The 22,708-nt window shown below is 71.9% G+C and carries 18 protein-coding genes, 1 tRNA gene and 1 pseudogene; 13 read left to right on the forward strand and 7 right to left on the reverse strand.

Going from position 1 to position 22,708, the window contains the following annotated elements; genetic code table 11:
- The first annotated feature begins 66 nt into the window (after positions 1-66).
- From ABZS42_RS28980 to topA, 4 genes are all read left to right on the forward strand, one after another.
- Positions 67-2,427, forward strand: a complete 2,361-nt coding sequence (locus ABZS42_RS28980) for a sodium-translocating pyrophosphatase (RefSeq protein WP_355150613.1) — start codon at positions 67-69, stop codon at positions 2,425-2,427.
- Between the two features lie 101 nt (positions 2,428-2,528).
- On the forward strand, positions 2,529-3,071 hold the full coding sequence (locus ABZS42_RS28985; protein ID WP_355150615.1) for a hypothetical protein: 543 nt from the start codon (positions 2,529-2,531) through the stop codon (positions 3,069-3,071).
- Entirely contained in the window at positions 3,062-3,871 is an 810-nt protein-coding gene (locus tag ABZS42_RS28990) for a hypothetical protein (protein WP_355150617.1), read from the forward strand. Before ABZS42_RS28985 ends, ABZS42_RS28990 begins: the two co-directional genes overlap by 10 nt.
- 392 nt (positions 3,872-4,263) lie before the next feature.
- Positions 4,264-7,092, forward strand: a complete 2,829-nt coding sequence (gene topA / locus ABZS42_RS28995; RefSeq protein ID WP_355150619.1) for a type I DNA topoisomerase — start codon at positions 4,264-4,266, stop codon at positions 7,090-7,092.
- A 137-nt stretch (positions 7,093-7,229) separates the two neighbouring features.
- On the opposite strand, the gene ABZS42_RS29000 is transcribed toward topA, so the two are convergent.
- Positions 7,230-8,543, reverse strand: coding sequence for a D-arabinono-1,4-lactone oxidase (locus ABZS42_RS29000; protein ID WP_355150621.1), 1,314 nt, complete (start codon positions 8,541-8,543; stop codon positions 7,230-7,232).
- Between the two features lie 225 nt (positions 8,544-8,768).
- On the opposite strand from ABZS42_RS29000, the gene ABZS42_RS29005 reads away from it, so the two are divergent.
- On the forward strand, positions 8,769-9,344 hold the full coding sequence (locus ABZS42_RS29005; RefSeq protein WP_355150651.1) for a TetR family transcriptional regulator: 576 nt from the start codon (positions 8,769-8,771) through the stop codon (positions 9,342-9,344).
- A gap of 64 nt (positions 9,345-9,408) precedes the next feature.
- Here ABZS42_RS29005 and ABZS42_RS29010 read toward each other — a convergent pair whose 3' ends face one another.
- Positions 9,409-10,617: an amino acid deaminase/aldolase gene (locus ABZS42_RS29010; protein ID WP_355150623.1), complete on the reverse strand. Its 1,209-nt coding sequence runs from the start codon at positions 10,615-10,617 to the stop codon at positions 9,409-9,411.
- A gap of 147 nt (positions 10,618-10,764) precedes the next feature.
- Here ABZS42_RS29010 and tmk point away from each other — a divergent pair, with 147 nt between their 5' ends.
- The 6 genes from tmk (at position 10,765) to ricT (ending at position 17,019) form a co-directional block, all read left to right on the forward strand.
- A complete protein-coding gene (tmk, locus tag ABZS42_RS29015) occupies positions 10,765-13,089 on the forward strand; it encodes a dTMP kinase (protein ID WP_355150625.1) in 2,325 nt (774 codons plus the stop codon).
- Positions 13,089-14,333: a DNA polymerase III subunit delta' gene (locus ABZS42_RS29020; RefSeq protein WP_355150627.1), complete on the forward strand. Its 1,245-nt coding sequence runs from the start codon at positions 13,089-13,091 to the stop codon at positions 14,331-14,333. The genes tmk and ABZS42_RS29020 overlap by 1 nt, the downstream gene beginning before the upstream one ends.
- 236 nt (positions 14,334-14,569) lie before the next feature.
- Positions 14,570-14,899, forward strand: coding sequence for a YbaB/EbfC family nucleoid-associated protein (locus ABZS42_RS29025; protein WP_355150629.1), 330 nt, complete (start codon positions 14,570-14,572; stop codon positions 14,897-14,899).
- Position 14,900: 1 nt separating this feature from the next.
- On the forward strand, positions 14,901-15,206 hold the full coding sequence (locus tag ABZS42_RS29030) for a hypothetical protein (protein WP_355150631.1): 306 nt from the start codon (positions 14,901-14,903) through the stop codon (positions 15,204-15,206).
- On the forward strand, positions 15,206-15,892 hold the full coding sequence (locus ABZS42_RS29035; protein ID WP_355150633.1) for a hypothetical protein: 687 nt from the start codon (positions 15,206-15,208) through the stop codon (positions 15,890-15,892). Before ABZS42_RS29030 ends, ABZS42_RS29035 begins: the two co-directional genes overlap by 1 nt.
- Positions 15,893-16,179: 287 nt before the next feature.
- Positions 16,180-17,019 (forward strand): regulatory iron-sulfur-containing complex subunit RicT, encoded by an 840-nt coding sequence (gene ricT / locus ABZS42_RS29040; protein WP_355150635.1) that lies wholly within the window; start codon positions 16,180-16,182, stop codon positions 17,017-17,019.
- Between the two features lie 149 nt (positions 17,020-17,168).
- Here the strand turns inward: ricT and ABZS42_RS29045 are convergent, their stop codons facing one another.
- Entirely contained in the window at positions 17,169-19,082 is a 1,914-nt protein-coding gene (locus ABZS42_RS29045) for a metallophosphoesterase (RefSeq protein ID WP_355150637.1), read from the reverse strand.
- 12 nt (positions 19,083-19,094) lie between these two features.
- Here ABZS42_RS29045 and ABZS42_RS29050 point away from each other — a divergent pair.
- Positions 19,095-19,168, forward strand: a tRNA-Thr gene (locus ABZS42_RS29050).
- 17 nt (positions 19,169-19,185) lie between these two features.
- Here the strand turns inward: ABZS42_RS29050 and ABZS42_RS29055 are convergent.
- The 4 genes and pseudogenes from ABZS42_RS29055 to ABZS42_RS29070 form a co-directional block, all read right to left on the reverse strand.
- Positions 19,186-19,371: a hypothetical protein gene (locus ABZS42_RS29055; protein WP_355150653.1), complete on the reverse strand. Its 186-nt coding sequence runs from the start codon at positions 19,369-19,371 to the stop codon at positions 19,186-19,188.
- Positions 19,344-20,303 (reverse strand): tyrosine-type recombinase/integrase, encoded by a 960-nt coding sequence (locus ABZS42_RS29060; RefSeq protein WP_355150639.1) that lies wholly within the window; start codon positions 20,301-20,303, stop codon positions 19,344-19,346. Before ABZS42_RS29060 ends, ABZS42_RS29055 begins: the two co-directional genes overlap by 28 nt.
- Positions 20,304-20,305: 2 nt before the next feature.
- On the reverse strand, positions 20,306-20,491 hold the full coding sequence (locus ABZS42_RS29065) for a helix-turn-helix domain-containing protein (protein WP_355150641.1): 186 nt from the start codon (positions 20,489-20,491) through the stop codon (positions 20,306-20,308).
- Positions 20,488-21,960, reverse strand: a pseudogene (locus ABZS42_RS29070) (replication initiator); the annotation flags it as partial. The pseudogene ABZS42_RS29070 and the gene ABZS42_RS29065, both read right to left, overlap by 4 nt.
- 2 nt (positions 21,961-21,962) lie before the next feature.
- Here ABZS42_RS29070 and ABZS42_RS29075 point away from each other — a divergent pair.
- Positions 21,963-22,400, forward strand: coding sequence for a nucleoside deaminase (locus ABZS42_RS29075; RefSeq protein WP_355150643.1), 438 nt, complete (start codon positions 21,963-21,965; stop codon positions 22,398-22,400).
- Positions 22,401-22,708: the final 308 nt, after the last annotated feature.

Consider the following 22,708-nt stretch of genomic DNA (forward strand, 5'->3'; position numbering starts at 1 on the left):
GTCCGCATTAGGCGCCGGGTGGTGCGTCTCCACCGACCGGTGCGTGTTCGGTACAGGAGGACACAGATGTCCGAGACCTTGGCCGCCGAGGGCGGCGGGCTTTCCCTTACCGGAGCCAATGTCACGTACGTCGTCATCGCCGCGGTGATCGCGTTGGTGGCGCTCGTTTTCGCCGCCGCCCTGACCAAGGCGGTTCTGGCGGCCGGCAAGGGCACCACCAACATGCAGGAGATCTCCGGCGCGGTCCAGGAGGGCGCCTCGGCGTACCTGCTCCGGCAGTTCCGGACCCTGGCGATCTTCGTCGTCGTCGCCGTCATACTGCTGTTCCTGCTGCCGGTGCACGACACCGACGGCAGCGAGACCGCGGTGAAGATCGGCCGTTCCGCCTTCTTCGTGGTGGGCGCGCTCTTCAGCGCGTTCATCGGCGGCGCCGGCATGTGGCTGGCCACCCGCGCCAACCTGCGGGTCGCCGCAGCCGCCCGGGAACGGCAGGGCGGCCGCGAGGCGGCCATGAAGATCGCCTTCCGGACCGGCGGCGTGGTCGGCTTCCTCACCGTCGGCCTCGGCCTCTTCGGTGCGGCGATGGTCGTCATCGTCTTCCGCGGCGACGCCCCGACCGTGCTGGAGGGCTTCGGCTTCGGTGCCGCGCTGCTGGCCATGTTCATGCGGGTCGGCGGCGGCATCTTCACCAAGGCTGCTGACGTCGGCGCCGACCTGGTCGGCAAGGTCGAACAGGGCATCCCCGAGGACGACCCGCGCAACGCCGCGACCATCGCCGACAACGTGGGCGACAACGTCGGCGACTGCGCCGGCATGGCCGCCGACCTCTTCGAGTCGTACGCGGTGACCCTGGTCGCCGCGCTGATCCTCGGCCGGGCCGCGTTCGGCGAGGACGGCCTGGTCTTCCCGCTGATCATCTCCACGATCGGCGTGCTGGTCGCGATCGTCGGTGTCTTCATCACCCGGCTGCGCACCTCCGACCGCAACGGCCTGACCGCGATCAACCGGGCCTTCTACCTCTCCGCGGTGATCTCGGCGGTGCTGGTGGCGATCGCCGCGTACGCGTACCTGCCGGCGACCTTCGCCGAGCTGGAGGGCGGGCTCACCGACGTCGACCGCAACCCGCGGCTGGTGGCCATCGGCGCGGTGATCATCGGTATCGTGCTGGCCGCCGCGATCCAGGCGCTGACCGGCTACTTCACCGAGACCAACAAGCGCCCGGTGCAGGACATCGGCAAGAGCTCGCAGACCGGCGCGGCGACCGTCATCCTCGCCGGCATCAGCGTCGGCCTGGAGTCGGCGGTCTACTCGGCGTTGTTGATCGGCGCGGGCGTCTTCGGCGCGTTCCTGCTCGGCGGCAGCTCCATCACGCTCTCCCTCTTCGCGGTCGCGCTGGCCGGCACCGGTCTGCTCACCACGGTCGGCGTGATCGTCGCGATGGACACCTTCGGGCCGATCTCCGACAACGCCCAGGGCGTGGCGGAGATGTCCGGCGACATCGACGAGCACGGCGCGCGGACGCTGACCGAGCTGGACGCCGTCGGCAACACCACCAAGGCGATCACCAAGGGCATCGCGATCGCCACCGCGGTGCTCGCGGCGACGGCACTCTTCGGCTCCTACACCGACACGCTGCGCACCGCGTACGCGGACGCCGGGGTGGGCGACGTCGGGTCGGAGATCCTGAACTCGCTGAACGTGGCGAACCCGCGGAACCTGGTCGGCCTGATCATCGGTGCGGCGGTGGTCTTCCTCTTCTCGGGGCTGGCCATCAACGCGGTCTCCCGCTCGGCCGGCGCGGTCGTCATGGAGGTCCGCCGGCAGTTCCGTGAGCTGCCCGGCATCATGGACCGCACCCAGCGGCCCGAGTACGGCAAGGTGGTCGACATCTGCACCCGGGACGCGCAGCGCGAGCTGATGACGCCCGGCCTGCTCGCCATTCTGGCGCCGATCGCGGTCGGCTTCGGCCTCGGCCCGGGCGCGCTGGCGTCGTACCTGGCCGGTGCGATCGGGGCGGGCACCCTGATGGCGGTCTTCCTGTCCAACTCCGGTGGTGCCTGGGACAACGCCAAGAAGCTGGTCGAGGACGGTGCGTACGGCGGCAAGGGTTCCGAGTCGCACGCGGCCACCGTCATCGGCGACACCGTCGGCGACCCGTTCAAGGACACCGCCGGCCCGGCGATCAACCCGCTGATCAAGGTGATGAACCTGGTCTCGCTGCTGATCGCGCCGGCCGTGGTGGCCTGGAGCGTCGGTGACGACAAGAACACCGGTCTGCGGATCACCATCGCGTTGGTGGCGTCGCTGGTGGTCGTCGTGGCCGTACTGATCAGCAAGCGCAAGGGCGTGGCGATGTCCGATTCGGACGCCGGCGACGGCACCGGTTCGGGCAGCGCCGAGCAGCGGCCGGAGACGGTTCCGGCCTGACCCGTACCGCACCGGGTGACCCCGGTCGGCGTCGAACGCCGGCCGGGGTCACGCAAACCTGAGCGGTGCCTGCGGTCGACGAAGGTCGTACGCTGCAACGCATGCGTACGTGCCGGGCGACTGCCGCCGGAAAGCTCACGGTGGTCCTGGCCACGCTCGCCCTGGTGGTCGCCGGGTGCGGTGGCGGCCCAAGTCCCCGGGCCTGGGCGTCCTCGGTCTGTTCCGCGCTCGCCCCGTGGCGGTCGGAGATCAGCCGGTTGACCAGCAGCACCGACCAGCAGATGACGGCGCAGACCACTCCCGCGCAGGCCAAGGAGAACCTGGTCCGCCTCTTCGCGGGTGCCGAGAACGCCAGCGAGACGGCCCGGCGCCAGGTCGAGGAGGCCGGTGTGCCGGAGGCCGAGCACGGCGAGGAGATCTCCGCCGGCTTCCAGAGCGCGCTGGGGCAGATGCGGGACGCGTACGGCCGCGCGGCGGACACCATCGAAGGGCTGAGCACCGGCGAGCCCACCGTGTTCTACGACGGCGTGCGGGCCGCGGTGGAGACGCTCAACAAGGAGTACGACGCAAGCACGCTGGACACGAGCCGTCTCAGCTCCGAGGAGTTGAGACAGGCCTTCGACGAGGTGCCGGAGTGTCGCTGAACGGGCTCGGCGAACCGTCGGGGACGCAGCAGCCCCCGACGCTCTTCCCGGTGCCCGAACCGGCGCCGCCGCGCCCGAGCCGTCGCCGGGTGCCGCGTCCGCCGAAGGACTCCGCCGACTCCGGCGCCGGTACGGGTGATCCGGGGGCCGGCGCGGCCGGCGCGGACTCCGAGGGGCTGAGCACCGTCCGCGCGTCGGGGCGCTCCCGGCCGGTGAACGTCGACGAGGCGGGGCGGCAACTGGTCTTCTTCGGCGCAGAGACGGTCGAGCCGACCGTGGCCGACCTCGCCGGCCTGCTCGCCGGCCCCGGGGAGGTCGGGCGGATGGGCGGCACCGCCCGGCTCTCGATGGTGGTGGACGCGCCCTGGCGGGTGCACGTCCTGGTCGCCGAACTGGCCCAGCGCGGAATCGCGGCGAGTTGGGAGCTGACCGAGGACGAGCGGCACGCGGTACGCACTTCGTACACCCGGGCGCTCAAGCCCCTCGCGGTGGCGTGGCTGCACGGGGCGGCGAAGCGGCCCCCGGCCGGGTTCCATCTGAACGGGCGGCGGCTGCGGCTCTGGCTGGCCGCCGCGGGAGAGGTCGACCCGCCGGGGTGCCGGCTCCGCCTGGGCGCGGCCGACGAGGAGTGTTGGGATCCGGTCGGCCGAGCCCTCGCCGCGGTCGGCCTCGCGGGTGAACTGCTCGATCCGGCGGCGGGCGGGCCGGCCTACCTGATCACCGGCCGTACGCGGTTGCGTCGCCTCGCCGAACTGGTGGGTGAACGCCCACCCACCGCCCCACCCCTCACCTGGCCCTGACCCCCACCCGTGGCCGCGCTTTCGCGGAAAGAGTGGCCATCCGGCGCGCGGAGGCCACTCTTTCCGGGAAAGAGGTCCCTCAGGGTGTTGGCGGCGGGCTGGGGGTGTCCGGTGGCGGACAGGGGGCGGGGAATACTGGCGGAAAACGGGCAGTTGGGACTTCGGTCGAGGGTCCGCCATCATCACAGTGACCCGCTGGAGGCCCTACCCACGGTGTACGGTGGCGCCGTCCGGCACATCCGGCCCCACGCCGGAGTGGTTTGCCGACCGCGAAACCCGAAACGCGGACGGCGCGTTACGTTGGACATCCGGACCGCCGGGGTCCGGCGGGTCGAACACGGCCTGAAACGGGTACCGAGCGGTCACGAGCAGGAGTTAGGTCAGGGAGAGACGTGCCGAGCAACGCGGGAACCACCCGTCTGGTCATCGTCGAGTCACCGGCGAAGGCCAAGACGATCTCGGGCTACCTCGGCCCGGGGTACGTCGTGGAGGCGAGCTTCGGCCATGTCCGGGACCTTCCGCGTAATGCCGCCGACGTACCGGCCAAGTACAAGGGCGAGCCGTGGGCTCGGCTCGGGGTGGACGTCGACAACGGCTTCCACGCCCTCTACGTTGTTTCGGCCGACCGCAAGCAGCAGATCAGCAAGCTGACCAAGCTGGCCAAGGAGGTCGACGAGATCCTCCTCGCCACGGATGAGGACCGCGAGGGCGAGGCGATCGCCTGGCACCTGGTGGAGACACTCAAGCCCAAGGTGCCGGTCAAGCGGATGGTCTTCCACGAGATCACCAAGCCGGCCATCCAGGCGGCGGTGGCGAACCCCCGCGAGATCGACCGGGACCTGGTCGACGCGCAGGAGGCCCGGCGCATCCTCGACCGCCTCTACGGCTATGAGGTCTCCCCGGTGCTGTGGAAGAAGGTCATGCCGAAGCTCTCGGCGGGCCGGGTGCAGTCGGTGGCGACCCGCATCGTGGTCGAGCGGGAGCGGCAGCGGATGGCGTTCCGCACCGCCGAGTACTGGGACATCCTGGCCACGCTGGCCGTCGCGAACGCCGGCGAGGGGCCGCGTACGTTCCACGCCACGCTGATCGCCCTGAACGGTGACCGGGTCGCCACCGGCAAGGACTTCGAGCCGACCACCGGTCGGGTGAAGCCCGGTGCGGGCGTGGTGCACCTGGACGAGAGCGGCGCCCGGGGCCTGGCGGCCCGGCTGGCGGACCGCCCGTTCACCGTCACCCGGGTCGAGGAGAAGCCCTACCGTCGTCGCCCGTACGCGCCGTTCATCACCTCGACCCTCCAGCAGGAGGCGGCCCGCAAGCTGCGCCTGTCCTCGCAGCAGACGATGCGCACCGCGCAGCGGCTCTACGAGAACGGCTACATCACCTATATGCGTACCGACTCGGTGAACCTGTCGGAGACCGCCATCTCGGCGGCCCGCCGGCAGATCGCCGAGCTGTACGGCGAGCGCAGCGTGCCGCCGGAGCCGCGTCGCTACACCGGCAAGGTCAAGAACGCCCAGGAGGCGCACGAGGCGATCCGCCCGGCTGGGGACAACTTCCGCACCCCGGGCGAGGTGGCCAAGGAGCTGTCGGCCGACGAGTTCAAGCTCTACGAGCTGATCTGGCGGCGCACCATCGCCTCGCAGATGACCGACGCGGTCGGCTCCAGCGTGTCGGTGCGCATCCGTGCGCTCTCCAGCACGGGCGAGGAAGCCGACTTCGGCGCGACCGGCAAGACGATCACCGACCCGGGTTTCCTGCGGGCGTACGTCGAGTCGAGCGACGACGAGAACGCCGAGGCCGAGGACGCCGAGCGTCGCCTGCCCACCCTGGTCAAGGACCAGCCGCTGACCGCCGACGAGCTGGCCGCGCAGGGCCACCACACCCAGCCGCCGTCGCGCTACACCGAGGCGTCGCTGGTCAAGGCCCTGGAGGAGCTGGGCATCGGCCGCCCGTCGACGTACGCGTCGATCATGCAGACCATCCAGGACCGCGGCTACGTCACCAAGCGTGGCCAGGCGATGATCCCGTCCTTCCTTGCGTTCGCGGTCATCGGTCTGATGGAGCGGCACTACCCGCGCCTCATCGACTACGACTTCACCGCCAGCATGGAGAACGAGCTGGACGAGATCGCCGGCGGAGACCACGCCGCCGTCGACTTCCTCACCTCGTTCTACTTCGGCAGCACCAACGGCACCGGCGATCAGGCCATCGCCCACGCGGGTGGCCTGAAGAAGCTGGTCACCGAGAACCTCAGCGAGATCGACGCCCGCAGCGTCAACTCCATCCCGCTCTTCGCCGACGACGAGGGCCGTGAGGTGGTCGTCCGGGTCGGCCGGTACGGCCCGTACCTCGAGCGGCGGGTTCCGGGCGAGGAGGCCACCCCGCCGGCGGAGGGCGAGGAGGGCGCCACGCACGGGGACCGGGCACCGATCCCCGAGGGCCTGGCGCCGGACGAGCTGACCCCGGAGAAGGTGCACGAGCTCTTCCTCGGCGGCGGCGGTGAGCGCAAGCTCGGCGACGACCCGGCCACCGGCGAGCCCATCCTGCTCAAGGCCGGCCGGTTCGGCCCGTACGTGGCGAGCGGTGAGCGCAAGTCGTCGCTGCTGCGTACGCAGTCGCCCGACTCGCTCACGTTCGAGCAGGCGTTGCAGCTGCTGAGCCTGCCCCGGCTGGTCGGTACCGACCCGGAGGGCAACGAGGTCTTCGCCAACAACGGCCGCTACGGCCCGTACGTCAAGCGCGGTGACGAGTTCCGCTCGCTGGACTCGGAAGACAAGATGTTCACCGTCACGCTCGACGAGGCACTGGCCCTGCTGGCCGCCCCGAAGGCCCGCCAGCGACGGGCCGCCGCGCCCCCGCTGCGGGAGTTGGGTGTGGATCCGGCGACCGACAAGCCGCTGGTCGTCAAGGACGGCCGGTTCGGCCCGTACGTGACCGACGGGGAGAGCAACGCGTCGCTGCGGCGTGGCCAGACTCCCGAGGCGCTCACCATCGAGGAGGCCTCCGAGATGCTCGCCGAGAAGCGGGCGAAGGGGCCGGCGCCACGCAAGAAGGCGGCCGCGAAGAAGGCTCCGGCGAAGAAGGCAGCGGCCAAGTCGACGACTGCGGCGAAGAAGACCGCGGCGGCGACGAAGTCGACCGCGGCGAAGAAGACCACGACGGCCAAGGCCGCTCCGGCGAAGAAGGCCGCCCCGCGTAAGGCCGCCACCGCGACCGACTGACGCCGGGCGGCCACCACCTCGGGGAACTCGATCTCCTGCGACTGGTCCGAAGCGCCGGGCTGTACCGGCTCGGCGCAGAGCTCGGGAACCTGTGGCCTCCGGCCTGGCTGCATCCTCCCGGGATCGCCAGGCGGGGGTCAGATCCCGAGGAGGCGTGTCAGGTGGGGGTTGGCGAAGACACGGTCGGGGTCCAGGCGGTCGCGGACGGTGCCGAAGTCGGCCCAGCGGGGGTACGCGGGAGCCAGCGACTCCGCGTCGCGCCAGTGCAGCTTGCCCCAGTGCGGCCGGCCGCCCAGCTCCGTGGCGATCCGCTCGAAGGCGGTGAAGTACGGCTCGTACGGCATGCCGACGTACTGGTGGATGGCCAGGTAGGCGGAGTCGCGGCCGTACCCGTGCGACAGCCAGATGTCGTCGGCGGCGGTGAAGCGCACCTCGACCGGGAAGAGCACCTTGAACGGCAGCCCGTCGACGATGCGCCGCAGGGCGGCGAGCGCCTCGCCGAGCGCGGCGCGGGGTAGCCCGTACTCCATCTCCACGAAGCGGACCCGGCGCGAGGTGCAGAAGACCGCGTCGGAGCGCCCGGTGTACCGGCGTTCGGTGAGGGCCCGCGCGGAGATGGCGCTGATGGTCGGGGCGAGGGCCGGCACGGCACGGCCGACCCGGCACGCGCCCGCGAAGACGGTGTTGGAGAGGAACTCGTCGTCCAGCCAGCCGCGCAGCCGGGACAGCGGTCGGTCGTCGGCGGGCACCCGGTCGTTCGCCTTGACCTGCACCCTCGCCGTGTACGGGAACCAGTAGAACTCGACGTGGTCGTGTGCCTCGATCAGGGCGGGCAGTTCGGCGAGTACGTCGTCCAGGGGCGCGGGCCGTTCGTGCGCGTGCAGCACGAACGCGTCCACGCAGCGCAGCGTCACCTCGACCAGTACGCCGAGCGCGCCGAGCGATACCCGGGCGGCGGCGAAGACGTCCGGGTTCTCCTCGGCCGAGCAGCGCAGCACCTCGCCGGTGCCGGTGACCAGGGTGAGGGCCTCGACGAAGGTGGCGAGGCAGCCGTGCCCGGCGCCGGTGCCGTGCGTGCCCGTGGAGATCGCCCCGGCGACGGTCTGCGCGTCGATGTCGCCCAGGTTGGGCAGCGCGAGTCCGTGCCGGGCGAGCAGGTCGTTGAGCGAGTGCAGCGTCATCCCCGCCGGTACGGTGACGAGCCGCTGGGCGGCGTCCACCCGCACGCCGGTGTCCAGCGCGCTCAGCTCCATCCGCCGGTCGTCGGCGAGGGCGATGGGGGTGAACGAGTGCCCGCTGCCCGCGACCCGGATCCGCCCGCCGGCGTCCCGGGTGGCGAGAACGGCATCGACGATGTCCGCGACGGAGCCGGGGCGCAGGATGATGGCGGCACCGTTCTGGTTGCCGGCCCAGTTGGACCAGGGAACGGTGGAGGGTGCGGTGCCGGCCATGCGCGCTCCTCGATGTGAATATGAAGTGACTTCATATCAGGAACGTTGTCGCTGGTAAATACCGCAACTGAGGTCCGCTCGTTGTACCGGTAGTCACGGGCTCGTGACGTGCAGATATGTTCATCCGTCGAAGGGGGGTGGCGCCGAGTGTCCACACCAGCCGCCACGACCGGGCCGCTGCGCCGCGTACCGGTGCAGGGTCGAAGTGTCGCGCGGGTCCAGCGGATGCTGGACGCCTGCGCCGAACTCGTCGACGAAGTGGGGTACGAGGGACTGACCACGACCTTGCTCGCCGAGCGTGCCGAGGTGGCGATCGGGTCGGTCTACCAGTTCTTTCCGGACAAGCGGGCGATCGTGCAGGCGCTGACGCTGCGCACGATGGAGTCCTACCTCCAGCGGCTCGACGAGCGGTTCGCCTCCGACGACCTGACCGACTGGTGGGACGGCGTCGACGCGAGCATCGACGAGTACATCTCGATGCACCGCACCGTTCCCGGATTCCGTACCCTGCACTTCGGCGACGTGGTCGACCTGCACCTGCTCGATGAGCAGCGGGACAACAACGGAGTGATCGCGGACCAGTTGGCCCGGGTGCTCACCGAGCGCTTCGGGCTCACGGACGTTCCCGAGCTCCGCTTCCACCTGGAAGTCGCCGTGGAGACGGCCGACGCGCTCATCAAGCTCGCGTTCCGGCGCAGCCAGGAGGGCGACGACCGGGTGCTGGCCGAGGCCAAGGCGCTGATCCGGGAGTACCTGCATCGCCAGGTCGACGCCGCGACCGACGGCACCCGGACCAACTGAGCCGACCGGTCGGCCCGATCGGTCGAGAACCGGCGTGCCGACCGGCCGACCCGAGTAACCCGCGTCAGAGGAAGGCGTGCCCCTCGCCGCGGTAGGTGGGTACCGTCGCGACGATCGACTCGCCCTCGATCAGGTGCAGCTCGTTGACGTGCTCGCACAGCTCGCCGGCTTTCGCGTGCCGGAACCACACCCGGTCGCCGACGCGGAGCGTGTCGGCCGCGCCGCCGGCCAACGGTGTCTGCACCTCGCCCGCTCCCTCGGGGCCGAGCAGTTTCAGCCCGGCCGGCAGGACCGGCCGGGGCAGCCGGCTGGCCGCGGCCTGGCCGGAGGCGATCCAACCGCCGCCGAGCACGGTGGCCAGACCGGGGGCCGGCCGGCGCACCACCGAGCAGGCGAAGTAGGCCGAAGGGGTGGGGCGCCACGCGCGGTACGCGTCGAAGAGCGTCGGGCCGTACAGACCCGATCCCGCGGTGACCTCGGTGACCGCGGGATCGGCGCTGGTCGCGGCCATGCTGCCGGTGCCACCGCCGTTGACGAACTCCAACTCAACGTGCTCCCGTACGGCCGTCACCGCCGCGCCCCGGCGGGCGAGCAGTTCTCGGTACGAGCCGCGCTGGGCCAGTCGGATCGCCTGGCCGAGTACCGCCTGCCCGGGCGGTGCGTCGCCGAGGCCGGCGATCTGCGCCTCGTACGCCATGAGACCGACCAGCCGGAACCCGGCTCGCCCGGCGACGGTGGCGGCGAGAGCGCCGGCCACCTCGGCGTCGTGCACCGGGGAGCGTCGTACGCCGATGTGCACGCGCCCACCGAGCGGTCGCCAGGAGGCATCCAGCTCGAGGCAGACCCGCAGTTCGGGTCGACGGTCGGCGGGGCGGACGCGGTCGACCAGGTCGAGCTGGTCGGGGCTGTCGATCATCAGCGTGATCGCCGCGGCGAGGTCGGCGTCACCGGTCAGCGCGACCAGGGCGGCCCGGTCGGCAGTCGGGTAAGCCACCAGCACGTCGTCGCAGACACCGGCCCGGACCAGCCAGATCGCCTCGGGCAGGGTGAACGCCATCACGCCCCGCCAGCCCGGCCGCCGCAGCGCGCGGGCAATCAGCTCTCGGCTGCGTACCGACTTGCTGGCGAGCCGGACCGGCTTGCCGGCGGCGAGGCCGACCAGCTCGACCGCGTTGGCGTCGAACGCGGTCAGGTCGACCACGGCGTACGGCGGATCTAGGTGCGCGGTCGCCCGCTCCAGGCGCTCGCGAAGTTTGTCGCTTTCGATGGCCACGTGTGCACGCTAACTGTCCGGCGGTCAATGCGAAATAGCCTCGCGTCCGCCCGGCTGCGGGTCATGGTTCCGGCGGCCTAGGCTCGGCGAGCAGGAGAATGTCAGGGTGGGTCAGCAGCCCACCGGGTCTAGAGTGTTCCACCGGGGATGCCCAGGGATGGGCCGGCACGTGGAGGTACGGCCATCGAAAGCCAGAACAACGGCGAGTCGTCCGGCGTGTCGCCGTCCGACGGCCAGCCCGACGGCCCGCAGGGGCCGGCCGAGAGTCCCACCGCTCCGCTCGGCAGCGCCGAGGGGCAGGTCGGCGGTGCCGCGGGCAAACCGACCGCCCCACCGCAGACCGACCGGTCCGGCTACAGCGCGATCCGCTCGGTGCTGCGTATCCGGCCGTTCCGCCGGCTCTGGCTCGTGCTCGGCGTCGCCTCCTTCGGCGACTGGCTCGGCCTCCTGGCCACCTCCGTCTTCGCCGCCGCGCAGGTGCAGGGCAGTACGGCGCAGGGTGCCGCGTTCGGTGGCGTGATCGCCGTACGGCTGCTGCCGGCGCTGGTGCTCGGACCGCTCGCCGGTGTCTTCGCCGACCGGTTCGACCGGCGCTGGACCATGGTCATCTGCGACCTGCTGCGCTTCGTGCTCTTCGCCTCGATCCCGCTGTACGCCCTCACCGGCGCCAGCGGCGCCCTGGTGGTCACCTGGGCGGCGATCGCCACGTTCCTGATCGAGTCGATCACCCTGATGTGGATCCCGGCCAAGGAGGCCGCGGTACCCAACCTGATCCCGCGCGCCCGGCTGGAGACGGCCAACCAGCTCACCCTCATCACGACGTACGGCCTGACGCCGGTGTTCGCCGCGCTGGCCATCGCGGGACTGGACCGCAGCGTGCGAGCGGCGACCGGCGGTGAGGTCCCCGGCTGGGCGGAGCCGGCCCAGCTGGCGCTCTGGTTCAACTCCTTCTCCCGGCTCGCCACCGCGGTGGTGGTGGCGTTCGGGATCAAGGAGATCAGCCAGAGCCGGGGCGGCAAGCAGGAGCACACCGAGCAGAGCATGACCCGGCAGTTCGTCGAGGGCTGGCGGTTCATCTCCCAGACCCGGCTGGTCCGGGGCCTGGTGCTCGGCATCTTCGGCGCGTTCGCCGGCGGCGGCATCGTGATCGGCACCGCCCGGTTCTTCGCGAACTCGCTCGGCGCGGGCGACGCCGCCTTCTTCCTGCTCTTCGGCGCCATCTTCGTCGGCCTGGCGCTCGGCATCGGCCTCGGCCCGATGATCGTCAAGGAGATGTCCCGGCGCCGCTGGTTCGGGATGAGCATCGTGCTGGCCAGCGCGGCGGTCATGACGCTCGCCTTCGCCATTCACCTGTCGATGGCGATCGTCGGCGCGATCCTGGTCGGCGCCGGCGCCGGGATGGCCTTCCTGGCCGGCACCACGCTGCTCGGCGGGGAGATCGCCGACGAGGTACGCGGGCGGGTCTTCGCGGTCGTGCAGATCGGCACCCGGCTGGTGCTCATCCTGGCGATCGCGCTGAGCAGCCTGCTCGCCGGTGTCGGCGGCTCCCGTCAGCTGGAGATCGCCGACCTGGGCATCTCGGTCTCCTCCACCCGACTGCTGCTGCTCGCCGCCGGTGCGGCCGGCATCTTCGCCGGCATCAGCGCGTTCGGGCAGATGGACGACAAGAAGGGCGTACCCGTCCTGGCCGACCTCTGGGGTTCGGTGCGGGGCCGTCCGCTCATGCCCGCCGAGCCGTTCGTCTCCAACGGGCTCTTCGTGGTCTTCGAAGGCGGCGAGGGCGCCGGGAAGTCCACCCAGCTCGCGCTCCTCGCCGACCGGCTGCGCGCGCAGGGCCGGGACGTGGTGGTCACCCGCGAGCCGGGCGCCACGCCGGTGGGTGAGCGGATCCGGTCGCTGCTGCTCGACCCCACCGAGGGCGAGGCCCCGTCGCCGCGCGCCGAGGCGCTGCTCTACGCCGCCGACCGCGCCCACCACGTGGCCACGGTGGTCCGCCCGGCGCTGGCCCGAGGCGGCGTGGTGATCAGCGACCGGTACGTCGACTCCTCCCTGGCGTACCAGGGGGCGGGCCGCACGCTCCCGGTCGACGAGGTCTCCTGGCTCTCCTCCTGGGCCACCGGCGGGCTCAAGCCGGACCTGGTGGTGCTGCTCGACGTCGACCCGCGCACCGGGCTCTCCCGGGTCGAGGCCCGCAGCGAGTCCGCCGACCGGCTGGAGGCCGAGTCCGTGGCCTTCCACGAGCGGGTCCGGTACGCCTTCCTCGACCTCGCGGCCGCCGACCCGAAGCGCTACCTGGTGCTCGACGCCGGCTGGCAGGTCAAGGAGATCGCCCGGGTGGTGGCCCAGCGGGTCGACGAGCTGCTCGGCGACCCGGCCGGGATCGTGCACCCGCGCCGGGCGCAGGGACCGGACACCTCGGTGCAGCCGGAGTTATCCGACGCGGAGATGGTGACGATGGAGCAACGGACCTGATGCCTGACGTCTTCGCCGACCTGGTCGGCCAGGACGAGGCGGTGGCCACCCTGCGCCGGGCCGCCGCGGCGGCGGCCGCCGTGTTGCGGCACGCCGCCGGCGACCGGACGTCCGCGCCGGGCGGGAACCCCGACGCCGGTACGCCCGCCCCCGACCCGGGGGCCGGGATGACCCACGCCTGGATCTTCACCGGGCCGCCGGGCTCCGGGCGCTCGGTGGCGGCACGCGCCTTCGCGGCCGCCCTGCAGTGCGTGTACGGCACGGGCTGCGGCGAGTGCCCCGGCTGCCACACCACGATGACGGGTACCCACGCGGACGTCCGGCTGGTGGTGCCGGAGGGGCTCTCCATCGGCGTCGGCGAGATGCGGGCGCTGGTGTTGCGGGCCGCCAGCACCCCGTCCGGCGGGCGCTGGCAGGTGGTGATCATCGAGGACGCCGACCGGCTCACCGAGGCGGCCGGCAACGCGCTGCTCAAGGCGATCGAGGAGCCGCCCCCGCGTACGGTATTCCTGCTTTGCGCCCCGTCCACCCACCCGGACGACATCTCGGTGACCATCCGGTCGCGGTGCCGGGTCGTACCACTGCGGCAGCCGCCGCCCGCCGCGGTGGCCGAGGTGCTGGCCCGGCGCGACGGCGTCGCCCCCGACGTGGCGCAGTGGGCGGCAGCGGCCGCCCAGGGGCACGTGGGTCGGGCCCGGCGGCTGGCCCGCGACCCGGAGGCCCGCAAGCGGCGCGACGCCGTGCTCGCGGTCCCGCGCCGGCTCACCGGGGTGGGTGCGGCGTTCGACGCGGCGTCCGCGTTGATCGAGGCCGCCGAGGCGGAGGCCGAGGCGTCCGTGGCGGAGTCCGACGCGGCCGAGCGGGCGGCCCTGGAGACGGCGCTCGGCGCGGGCGGCACCGGTCGCGGCGCGGCCGGCGCCATCCGCGGCGCCGCCGGGCAGCTCAAGGAACTGGAGAAGCGCCAGAAGTCGCGGGCCACCAGGGCCCAGCGGGACGCGCTGGACCGGGCGTTGGTCGACCTCGCCGGCTTCTACCGCGATGCGCTCACCATGGCGCTGCGCGCTCCGGTAGCGCCGGTGCACACCGATACCGCCGAGGTGGCCGCCGCCGGAGCGCAGAAGTGGGACGCCGAAGGGGCGTTGCGCCGTCTGGAGGCGGTGCTCGCCTGCCGCGCGGCCATCGAGGCGAACGTGAAGCCCCGGATCGCGGTCGAGGCGATGATGCTCGCCCTCTGGAAGGGCTGACCGGGCGGGACGAGCCGTCGTCTCCGGCCTGCACCGGCCCGGGGAGTTCCACTTCGCCGGGCCCGGCAGCCGTTTCCGGCTGGTGCCGGCACGCCCCGCCCGGCCCGGTCCCGCCTGCCGGACCGGTCGTCCACAGGCATCGACAGGTGCGATTTCCGTACGGTACGGTCCCGGGGAACGTCGTGGTGACGGGGGCGCCACGCTCAGTGAGGATGAGCTGGGGGAGGAGTCCGCCGATGCCACGGGGGGAGATCGACGAGGCCTGGATCGAGGAGGCGGTGCGGCGATACCGCCGCATCGAGTCACTCCAGGCCGAGTTCGACCAGGCGGTGTCGACCGTGGAGGTCACCGTGCGCTCGCCCGACGGGCTGGTCGAGGTGGTGGTGACCGCCGGCGGCCGGATCACCGACGTCCGCTTCCTCGGCCCGCTGCACGCCCGCAATCCCCGCGACGTGGCGGGCTCGGTGCAGGCCGCCGTCACCGCCGCGGCCGACGCCGCCGAGTGGGCCCGGGAGAAGCTGCACAACGAGACCTTCGCCGCCTACCGACCGCTCGCGGGGGCCTGAGATGGACGCCTTGCGTGCTCTGGCGGACCGCCTCGACGAGGCGACCGCCGCACTCACCACGCTGTCCCACACCGTCACCGCGGACGACCCGCCGCAGGCCGCCTTCGGCGCCGACGCGCCGGGTCGGCCGGGCGAGATCGGCCGGGCCCTGCACCGGCAGTGGACGGCGGCCACCGACAGCCGATCCCGGGAGGCCCGGGTGGCTGCCGGCCGGCTCAACGCTGCCGCCTCCGCCGTGCGCGAGGCGGCCGAGCACTACGTCGAAGTCGACCAGAAGGTACGACGGCGGCTGGTCGGGGAGGCGTGATGGACGCCCTGGACCGGCTCGCCGAGCCCGGGCTCGACCTGCTGCGCCGAGTGGACACGCTGCTCGCCGCTGGTGCTCCCGACGAACACCGGGTCTGGCCGCTGCTGCGCCGCATGCAGGTGCTCCCCGGCGAGGCGGTACGCCACTTCCTGGAGCTGCGTCCCGCCCCGCTGGCGGACGCCGGCCACGGGGTACGCCGGCAGGTGCACGGCTACGACGACGTCTCCGCCACGCTGACCGATCCGGTGCTCTGGTCCGGGCCGGCCGCCGAGGCGTACGGGCAGTCGCGGGCGGCGCTCCTGCGTCACCTCGACGAGGGGCCGGAGAGCCTCGTCGGGCGGCTGGAGTCCACGGCCGGTTACGCCGACGCGCTCGCCGACTGGGTCGAGGGCAGCCGGCTCGCGCTGGCCCGGGCGCTGGCCGACGTGCTCCGCTCCGCCGAGGCCGTGGCGGTGGTCGCCGCGACCTCCGTACTGACCGGGGCGGCTTCCCGACCAGGCTCTGCCGGTCCGCGCGTCATGGAGGCGGCGGAGATCGCCGCCAGGGTGCTCGCGGTGCTCTGCGTCGCCTACGACGGGGCGGAGACGCTGCTGCGGCAGTGGGGGCCGAGCCTCGCCGAGTCGACGTGGCGTCCTTCGGTGGTCGGCCGTCCCCGTTACGACGGGGTCACCCGCGTGGGCTGGTGACCCCGGACAGCCCACGGCGTCGCGCTCGGGCGCCCGGCCGAGGCCGGTGCCGGCGGCGACGCCGTGGACTTCCCCCTGCACCCCCCGCAGGTCTGGTCTCCACTCAACGCGCCCGCCGGTCGTTTGTCGCCCGTCGCGGCGCGGATTCAGCCGTCCGGGCGAGGATCAACGGTACGACGGGCTGGCCGCCGGATCAGTCGATTCGATCCTCATGGATGACTGCACGGCGTAGTCGGTCGGTGCCGGCGGGCCCGACACGGGCCGCCGGTTCGTCGTAGGGTGGGGGCATGGGCATGCTCTGCGCGGTCAGCTTCAACCGGTACGGGCGCCTCTACTACCTCGACCCGGGTGAGCTTCGCCCCCAGGTCGGCGACAAGGTGCTGGTGCCCACGGACGACGGGTCCGAGGTGGCGGAGTGCGTCTGGGCCGCGCAGTGGGTCACCGAGGACACGGACGGTTTCCCCAAGCTGGCCGGTCTGGCCGGCGAGGACGACCTGCGCCGTGACGAGGCGCTTCGGCGCCGCAAGGCCGAGGCGAAGGTGGCCGCGAAGCGGCTCATCCGGGCACACGGGCTGCCGATGAAGGTGGTGGCCATCGATCATGTGCTCGGCTCCGCCGAGGCCGGCGGGGAGCGGACCACCGTCTACTTCACCGCCCCGCACCGGGTGGACTTCCGCTCGCTGGTTCGCGATCTCGGGGCGACCCTGCACTGCCGGGTCGAACTGCGCCAGCTCTCCGCCCGGGATTCGGCTCGCGTCCAGGGTGGAATCGGCTCCTGCGGGCGGGACCTGTGCTGCGCGACCTTCCTCACCGACTTCGAGCCGGTCACCATCCGGATGGCGAAGGACCAGGATCTGCCCCTCAACCCGCTGCGCATCTCCGGAGCGTGCGGCCGACTGATGTGCTGCCTGAAGTACGAGCACCCGCTCTATCAGCGGTTCCAGGAGTCGGCGCCGCCGGTCGGTGCCAGGGTCTCCACGCCTGAGGGCGACGGTCGGGTGGTGGGCCACAGCGTTCCGCGGGATTCGCTGACGGTCCGTCTGGAGGCCGACGGCTCCCGCTGCTCCTGCTCCCGTGCCTCAGTCTGCGCCCCCCGCCAAGCCCACGACCAGCACTACAACGCCTAGCTTCGGCCCTGCCTCCCGACCTAACCCTCCCGGCCTCCCCCTCCCGGGGTCTCCCCGGTGATCATGAAGTTATTGCCGGCCGCCTCGGGTGTCGTGACAGTAACTTCATGATCACCGCAGGGATCGGGGGATCAGGGAGGGGCGGGGGGTTAGGTGATTCTGATTGGGGGTTCGGCCAGGCGGGGGGTCAGGGGGGTCCTGGGGGTCAGCCAGGAGGCCGTGGGGTTCTCGTCGGGGTTGACCTGCCAGTCCCGGGCGACCCGATCCACGGCGATCGGATAGATGGTGAGCGCGCCGTCCGGCTCGATCCGTATCCGCAGGAACGCCTTCGAGTCCTCGATGCCCTGGCCGGCGAAGAGCTCGTTGAGATTCACCCCGAACGCCCCGGCGACCAGCAGGTACGCCGCCACCAACTGGCTCGCCACAAACCCGCTGACCGGGCCGTAGATCACCGCGGCGGCGACCACCGGCAGCGGCCACGGCCAGTCGGCGAAGGGCAGTTGCAACCAGACCCAGGTGCCGGCCGCACCCAGCGTGAGGTGAGCCAGCCCGTGCCCGACGCCGAGGATCCAGTGCCGGGCGTGCCGTTTGCCGCCGGCGCTCGGCGGCTTCGCGAAGAACGCGGCCCCGAGCAGCGTGACCAGCAGCATCAACACCAGAGGCACACTGAACAACCGCTGCTCGGTCGCGCCGACCCGGTTCGCCGCCACGCCTGCCATGGCGAGCATCAGCAGGGTGTGCAGGGTGCCGAGCAGCGTCGTGAAGCCCGGGTTGCGCAGCGGCAGCCGGGGAAAGATTCCCCAGCCGTACCGCCGGCTGCGGGGCGCGTCGGGGTAGCGCGCCGCCAGGTCGTACGGCCGGGAGAGGCTGGCCCGCCGCGCCAGGGTGTCCTTCGGAGGCACCTCGATCCGCTCGGGCAGCTTGTGCGTCGGATAGAGATAGGCGCCGCCGCTGCCGCAGGTGACGAATTGCCGGTCCGGGCCGGAGTACCGGGCGTAGTGGTGCAGGTCGCCGGAGATCAGCAGCCGCACCTGGGCCCCGGTGGGCGCGATTATCGTACGGATGAAGTAGTCGATCGAGTCGTACGCCGTGGGGCGGTCGACGGACTTGACCCAGGTCGGCGCCGGCACTGCCAGGATCACCCGGCTCTGCGGGCCCAGCTGCTGCGCCACCCTGTCGAAGTAGGCCAGCTGCGGATCGTCCAGGTACGAGCCGGACTGGTCGTCGAGGCCGAGCAGCCACCAGTCAGCGGGCAGTTCGACCGCGAAGTAAGACCGGGACTGGCCGGTACCCCAACCGCCGAAGTGCCGATCCCGGGAGCGGACGAAGAGCCGCAGGAAGGCCGTGAGGCCGTCGTACCAGTCATGGTTGCCGGGGACCGCGAAGAGCGTGGGCCGCTCGGGCGGGGTGACGGGCAGGGCGGCCTGGTAGGGGCCCTTGCACCGGTCCTCGTACGCCTCGAAGGCCGCCGACGGGTAGACCTGGTCGCCGCCCATCACGAGCGTCTGCGCGCGCGGCAGCCGGTGCCCGTCGATGTCCAGCTCCGGCTGGGCGAGCAGGTACGCGATCGAGTAGGTGGCGTTGAAGCCGTCGCCCAGGTCGGCCACGTAGTCCAGCCAGAGCCCGCCGTCCGGCCCGACCTGCCGCTCGATGCGGGACTCCAGCGAGTTCTGCAGCTCCCGCTTGTCCAGGTACGCGCCGAAGAGCACCGCGAGGAGCGTACGGATGCCGGTGCTGATCAGCAGGAACGGCGCGAGCCACGGGACCGGCTTGCGCGGGGTGAAGCCCAGTTCCAGCGGATCGGTGCTCCGGGGTCGGCGGGCCGCCCGCTCTCCGGCCGGTTCTGCGGCCGGCCGGCCGCCGGCGTTCGCTGTGGCCGGCTGCCCGTCGAAGGGGCGGCTCGCGTCATCGGGGCGGGTGTGATCGTCGGTCACGGCCGCAGCGTAGTCCGGGCGCAACGCGATCGCTGTCCGGCGAACGACGCTTTCGCGCCTGATGCCCGACTTCCGGCGCAGCGATGGCGGGGGTATCGGATTCGGTTCGTGCGGGGCCGTGCCGTACACTTGGTGACCGTTGCCGCCTTAGCTCAGTCGGCTAGAGCGACGCACTCGTAATGCGTAGGTCGACGGTTCGATTCCGTCAGGCGGCTCGGTGTAGAAGCCCAGGTCATCGGCCTGGGCTTCGCCGTTTCCCAAGGTCGACAACCTCGCCGCCGGCCGTGCCAGTCCGCAAATAGTCCGCATCCCGCGCGGCGACCGCCTCGTCCAGCCGGTTGGCGACCGCGTCCAGGTCGTCACCGAAGAGACCGGCGTACACGTCCAGCGTCATCGACGCCGAGGCGTGCCCGAGCATCCGCTGCACCGCCTTGACGTTGGCGCCCGCCGCCACGGCCAGACTCGCCGCCGTGGAGTCAGCCCCGCCAGCCCGACGGACGCCGCAGCCGACGCGAAGATGCGAGCCCGGAAGTTGGTGTTGCGGAGCGGCCCGCCGTTCGGGGCGGTAAACACCAAGTCGTCCCGGCGCTTCCCGGCGATGTGCCCGGCCAGCTCGTCGACGAGGAACCGCGGAATTGGCACCGAGCGGCGCTGGTGGTTCTTCGGCGTGCCCTCGACCAGCTCTCCGCCGACCTCCGCGAAAGCCACTGCCACGGTCACCCGACGCCGCAGCAGATCCAGCCGAGACACCTGCAGCGCTGACGCCTCGCCCCACCGCAGCCCGGTGTAGGCCAGGAACCGCACCAGCAGTCCGTACCGGCCGCACGCCTCCGCGAGCATCGCCACCTGGTCGTGGTCGAGGAACACCGGTTCCTCCTTGACCACCCGAGGCAGCCGCACGCCCTCTGCCGGATTCCGGGACATGCGACCATCCCGCACGGCGTGGGCTAGGACCAGCGACAGCACCCGGTGCGCGTACCGGACCGTTGCCGGAGCGAGGCCGGACGCGGTCAGCCGCTGCACCCATGCGGCCACCTCCGCGTAGGAGACTGCCGAAAGCGGGATGTCCTCCCACGTCGGGAACACCTGCCGCCGTAGCGCCACCTCGTACCGGGCACGTGTCGTCGGTTTGAGCTGCACCTGAGCCGTCATCCACTGCGACGCCCAGGCGCCCACAGTCACCCTCGCCCGAGCGGGGTCGATCCAGTCGCCCCGGGTAATCGACGCCTTGGCCGACGCCTCCCACCGCTCCGCATCCGACTTCCTGTCGAAGTGCCGAGCGATCTCCTTGCCCGAGGCGTCCCGGACCCGTGCCCGCCACTTCCTGTTGGGCCGCTTCTCGATGCTCATAGCTACCCCGCCTGCTTGGCGAGCCAGGCCCGAACGTCGGCCGGGTCATAGCGCAGGTGCCGACCGACCCGGGACGCCTTCGGTCCGATCCTGCGGTACCGCCATTGGTAGAGGGTGCTCACCGGGATGCCGAGGAAGGTAGACACGTCCTCAGCCGTCCACAGCGGTTCGATGGTGCGAGTCTTCATGCTGCTCCCTCCTGAGCCGTGGCGATTGCCGAAACATCGGGTGGTGCCTGGTTGCGTCTGGCGGCGTCGAGCTGGGCGCGCCATTGGATGCGTTCGGAGATGGCCCGCAGCACCCGGTGCCCAAGCGGCGCAACGTCGGGGTCGGTCGGCCGAGCGAGTTCCCAGGCGTGCCGCACCGTGTCGGAGCCGGCCGGGGCGCTGTCGGCATCGGTGGTGACGCCCAGGAGGGCTTTGACCCAGTCGCGGCGGTCGGCCCGGTGGTCGGTCAGCGTCTTGCCGGACCACTGCCGGGAGATCAGGACGCGCCGGCCGCCGATGCCGAGGGTGTCGCGCTTGTGGACTTTCTTCTTGCAGTTGCCTGGCCGCAGCCCGGGGCGTGCCTTCTTGGGTTGGACACCGTAGAGCAGCCAGTTCGCGCACCGCTCGGAGCAGGGCGTGTGCCGCAGTTCCTGCCAGAGCCGTTCAAGGTGCGCCCGCTGCCGCCCGGTGGTCACCTGGTGGCAGTCGGCGGCTTGCTTGGTCAGGTACTTGGTGATGTACCCGACGCAACGGTCAGCGTCCTTGGTACCAGCGAGCACGCCCTTCGCATCGACCTGAACGCCGAAGCGGACGACGTGCACGGGTTCGGCGTAGGGGTCGGCGTCGACCATGTCCAGGGCGTCATCCCACGACGGCAGCAACCGTCCCGAGGTGGGGTCGGTGTAGCCGGCGGCGTCGGCGTCACACTGCGGCGCCCGCCCGGGTTCGTAGACCCGCTGCTCCACGGAGGGCCACCACACCTGGTGGTAGGTCGCGGCGGCAACCTGCCGGACCAGGGCGCGGGGGATGGTGCCCCGGATAGCGAAGTGCGCGTGCGGGGCCAGCCGGCGCTGCGGTTCCACGGCACCGGCGTACTGGACGTTCCAGCCCACGGCGCGGCGCAGGTTCTGCCAGAACCGGTCGAGCAGCCGCGGGAAGTGGACCGCGTCCCAGGCTGCTCGCCGGTAGTCGTAGGCGTCCGGGTCGACGGGGGTCCCATCCGAGTGGACGCGCCCGTAGGAGCCGAGGGTGAGGGTGAGGAACATCGACGGCCGGAACGCCATCCCGTCGCGGCCCTCGAAGGTGCGACCGATGGTGCGGCTGTCGACCGGGAGCCGGGGGAGGTCCGGGGCGTCCTGTCGGCGCTTGGTGGAGCGGACTCGCCGTTTGCCGTCGCCGTCCTCTTGGTCCTCGGTGACGTGCGGCGGAGCGGGGCTGCCCCGGAGTCCTTCGGTGGTGATCTGGCCTTCCAGTTCGGCGATGGCGTCGTCCAGGTCGGCCACCTGGTCCCACTGGGAGGCGCGGGCGGCTTCGTCGCGGGCGAATTCCAGGTGGGCGCGGGCGACGATCAGGCCGCGTTGGGCGTCGGTGGCGGGTTGGGGTCCGGGGTCGGGTTCGTCGTCGCGGTGCCAGCCCTCGCGGATCTGCTGCTGGCGTAGCCGGCGGGCGCGCGTTGGAAGACGAGGGGAAGACGCCGTTCGGTGCCATCGTCGTCATCGGCGGCGAGGTCGTCGGTGAGGGCACCAGCAGCGTTGTCGAGCTGCGGGACCCGACTGCCCATGCCGAGGTCATGGCCCTGCGGCACGCCGGGAGCAACCTCGGGCGGCACCTGTTCGAAGACGCCGTCATGTACGCGAGCAGCGAACCGTGCCCTATGTGCCTCATGGCCTGCTACTGGGCGCGCATCCCACGTCTGATCTTCGGGGCGAGCAGCCACGATGTGGCGACCTACGGCTTCGAAGACCTCCAGTTCTACCGGGAGGTCGCCCAGCCGATTGAGCGCCGGTCACTGCGCGAGGAGACCACCGGCGGAGTCCTCCGGGACCAGGCGGTCGAGGTACTACGCAAGTGGGCCGACATGCTGCCGTCTCCGGTCGAACCCAAGTTCTGACGCAAGCCCGAGCACTGCCGAATTCCGCTCTATCAGATCAAGGCGGCCCGCAAGCGGGCCGCGCCGGCCCGGCCCCGGCCTGCTGGCGACCTCCGGCCGGCATCGGCCGGGCCGGCCGGCCACGCTTCCGATGACCAAGCTCTTGAAGACCTCGGGGCTCCGCCCCGAACCCCGGCCCTCCTCAGAGATGCCGCCGCGGCTCACCTCGCCGGGCACCACAAGGGCTACCAGCCTCCCCGGACGGGGACAAGGTCGTTCGTCCGGTAGGGCGCTCCACCTTGTCCCCGTCCGGGGAGGCTGGACGGTCT

Origin of the sequence: Micromonospora sp. NPDC005367 (genome assembly GCF_040606825.1) — a bacterium.
GTDB lineage: Bacteria > Actinomycetota > Actinomycetes > Mycobacteriales > Micromonosporaceae > Micromonospora.

Excerpts from the sequence above, each read along its gene's own strand:
- ricT (WP_355150635.1), top strand. The coding sequence starts at position 16,180 with ATGGGCATGCTCTGCGCGGTCAGCTTCAACCGGTACGGGCGCCTCTAC.
- ABZS42_RS29005 (WP_355150651.1), top strand. The coding sequence starts at position 8,769 with ATGCTGGACGCCTGCGCCGAACTCGTCGACGAAGTGGGGTACGAGGGA.
- ABZS42_RS29020 (WP_355150627.1), top strand. The coding sequence starts at position 13,089 with ATGCCTGACGTCTTCGCCGACCTGGTCGGCCAGGACGAGGCGGTGGCC.
- ABZS42_RS29065 (WP_355150641.1), bottom strand. The coding sequence starts at position 20,491 with ATGAAGACTCGCACCATCGAACCGCTGTGGACGGCTGAGGACGTGTCT.
- ABZS42_RS28985 (WP_355150615.1), top strand. The coding sequence starts at position 2,529 with ATGCGTACGTGCCGGGCGACTGCCGCCGGAAAGCTCACGGTGGTCCTG.
- ABZS42_RS29035 (WP_355150633.1), top strand. The coding sequence starts at position 15,206 with ATGGACGCCCTGGACCGGCTCGCCGAGCCCGGGCTCGACCTGCTGCGC.
- ABZS42_RS29030 (WP_355150631.1), top strand. The coding sequence starts at position 14,901 with ATGGACGCCTTGCGTGCTCTGGCGGACCGCCTCGACGAGGCGACCGCC.
- ABZS42_RS29000 (WP_355150621.1), bottom strand. The coding sequence starts at position 8,543 with ATGGCCGGCACCGCACCCTCCACCGTTCCCTGGTCCAACTGGGCCGGC.
- ABZS42_RS28980 (WP_355150613.1), top strand. The coding sequence starts at position 67 with ATGTCCGAGACCTTGGCCGCCGAGGGCGGCGGGCTTTCCCTTACCGGA.
- tmk (WP_355150625.1), top strand. The coding sequence starts at position 10,765 with ATGCCCAGGGATGGGCCGGCACGTGGAGGTACGGCCATCGAAAGCCAG.
- ABZS42_RS29025 (WP_355150629.1), top strand. The coding sequence starts at position 14,570 with ATGCCACGGGGGGAGATCGACGAGGCCTGGATCGAGGAGGCGGTGCGG.
- ABZS42_RS29060 (WP_355150639.1), bottom strand. The coding sequence starts at position 20,303 with ATGAGCATCGAGAAGCGGCCCAACAGGAAGTGGCGGGCACGGGTCCGG.
- ABZS42_RS29055 (WP_355150653.1), bottom strand. The coding sequence starts at position 19,371 with ATGCTCGGGCACGCCTCGGCGTCGATGACGCTGGACGTGTACGCCGGT.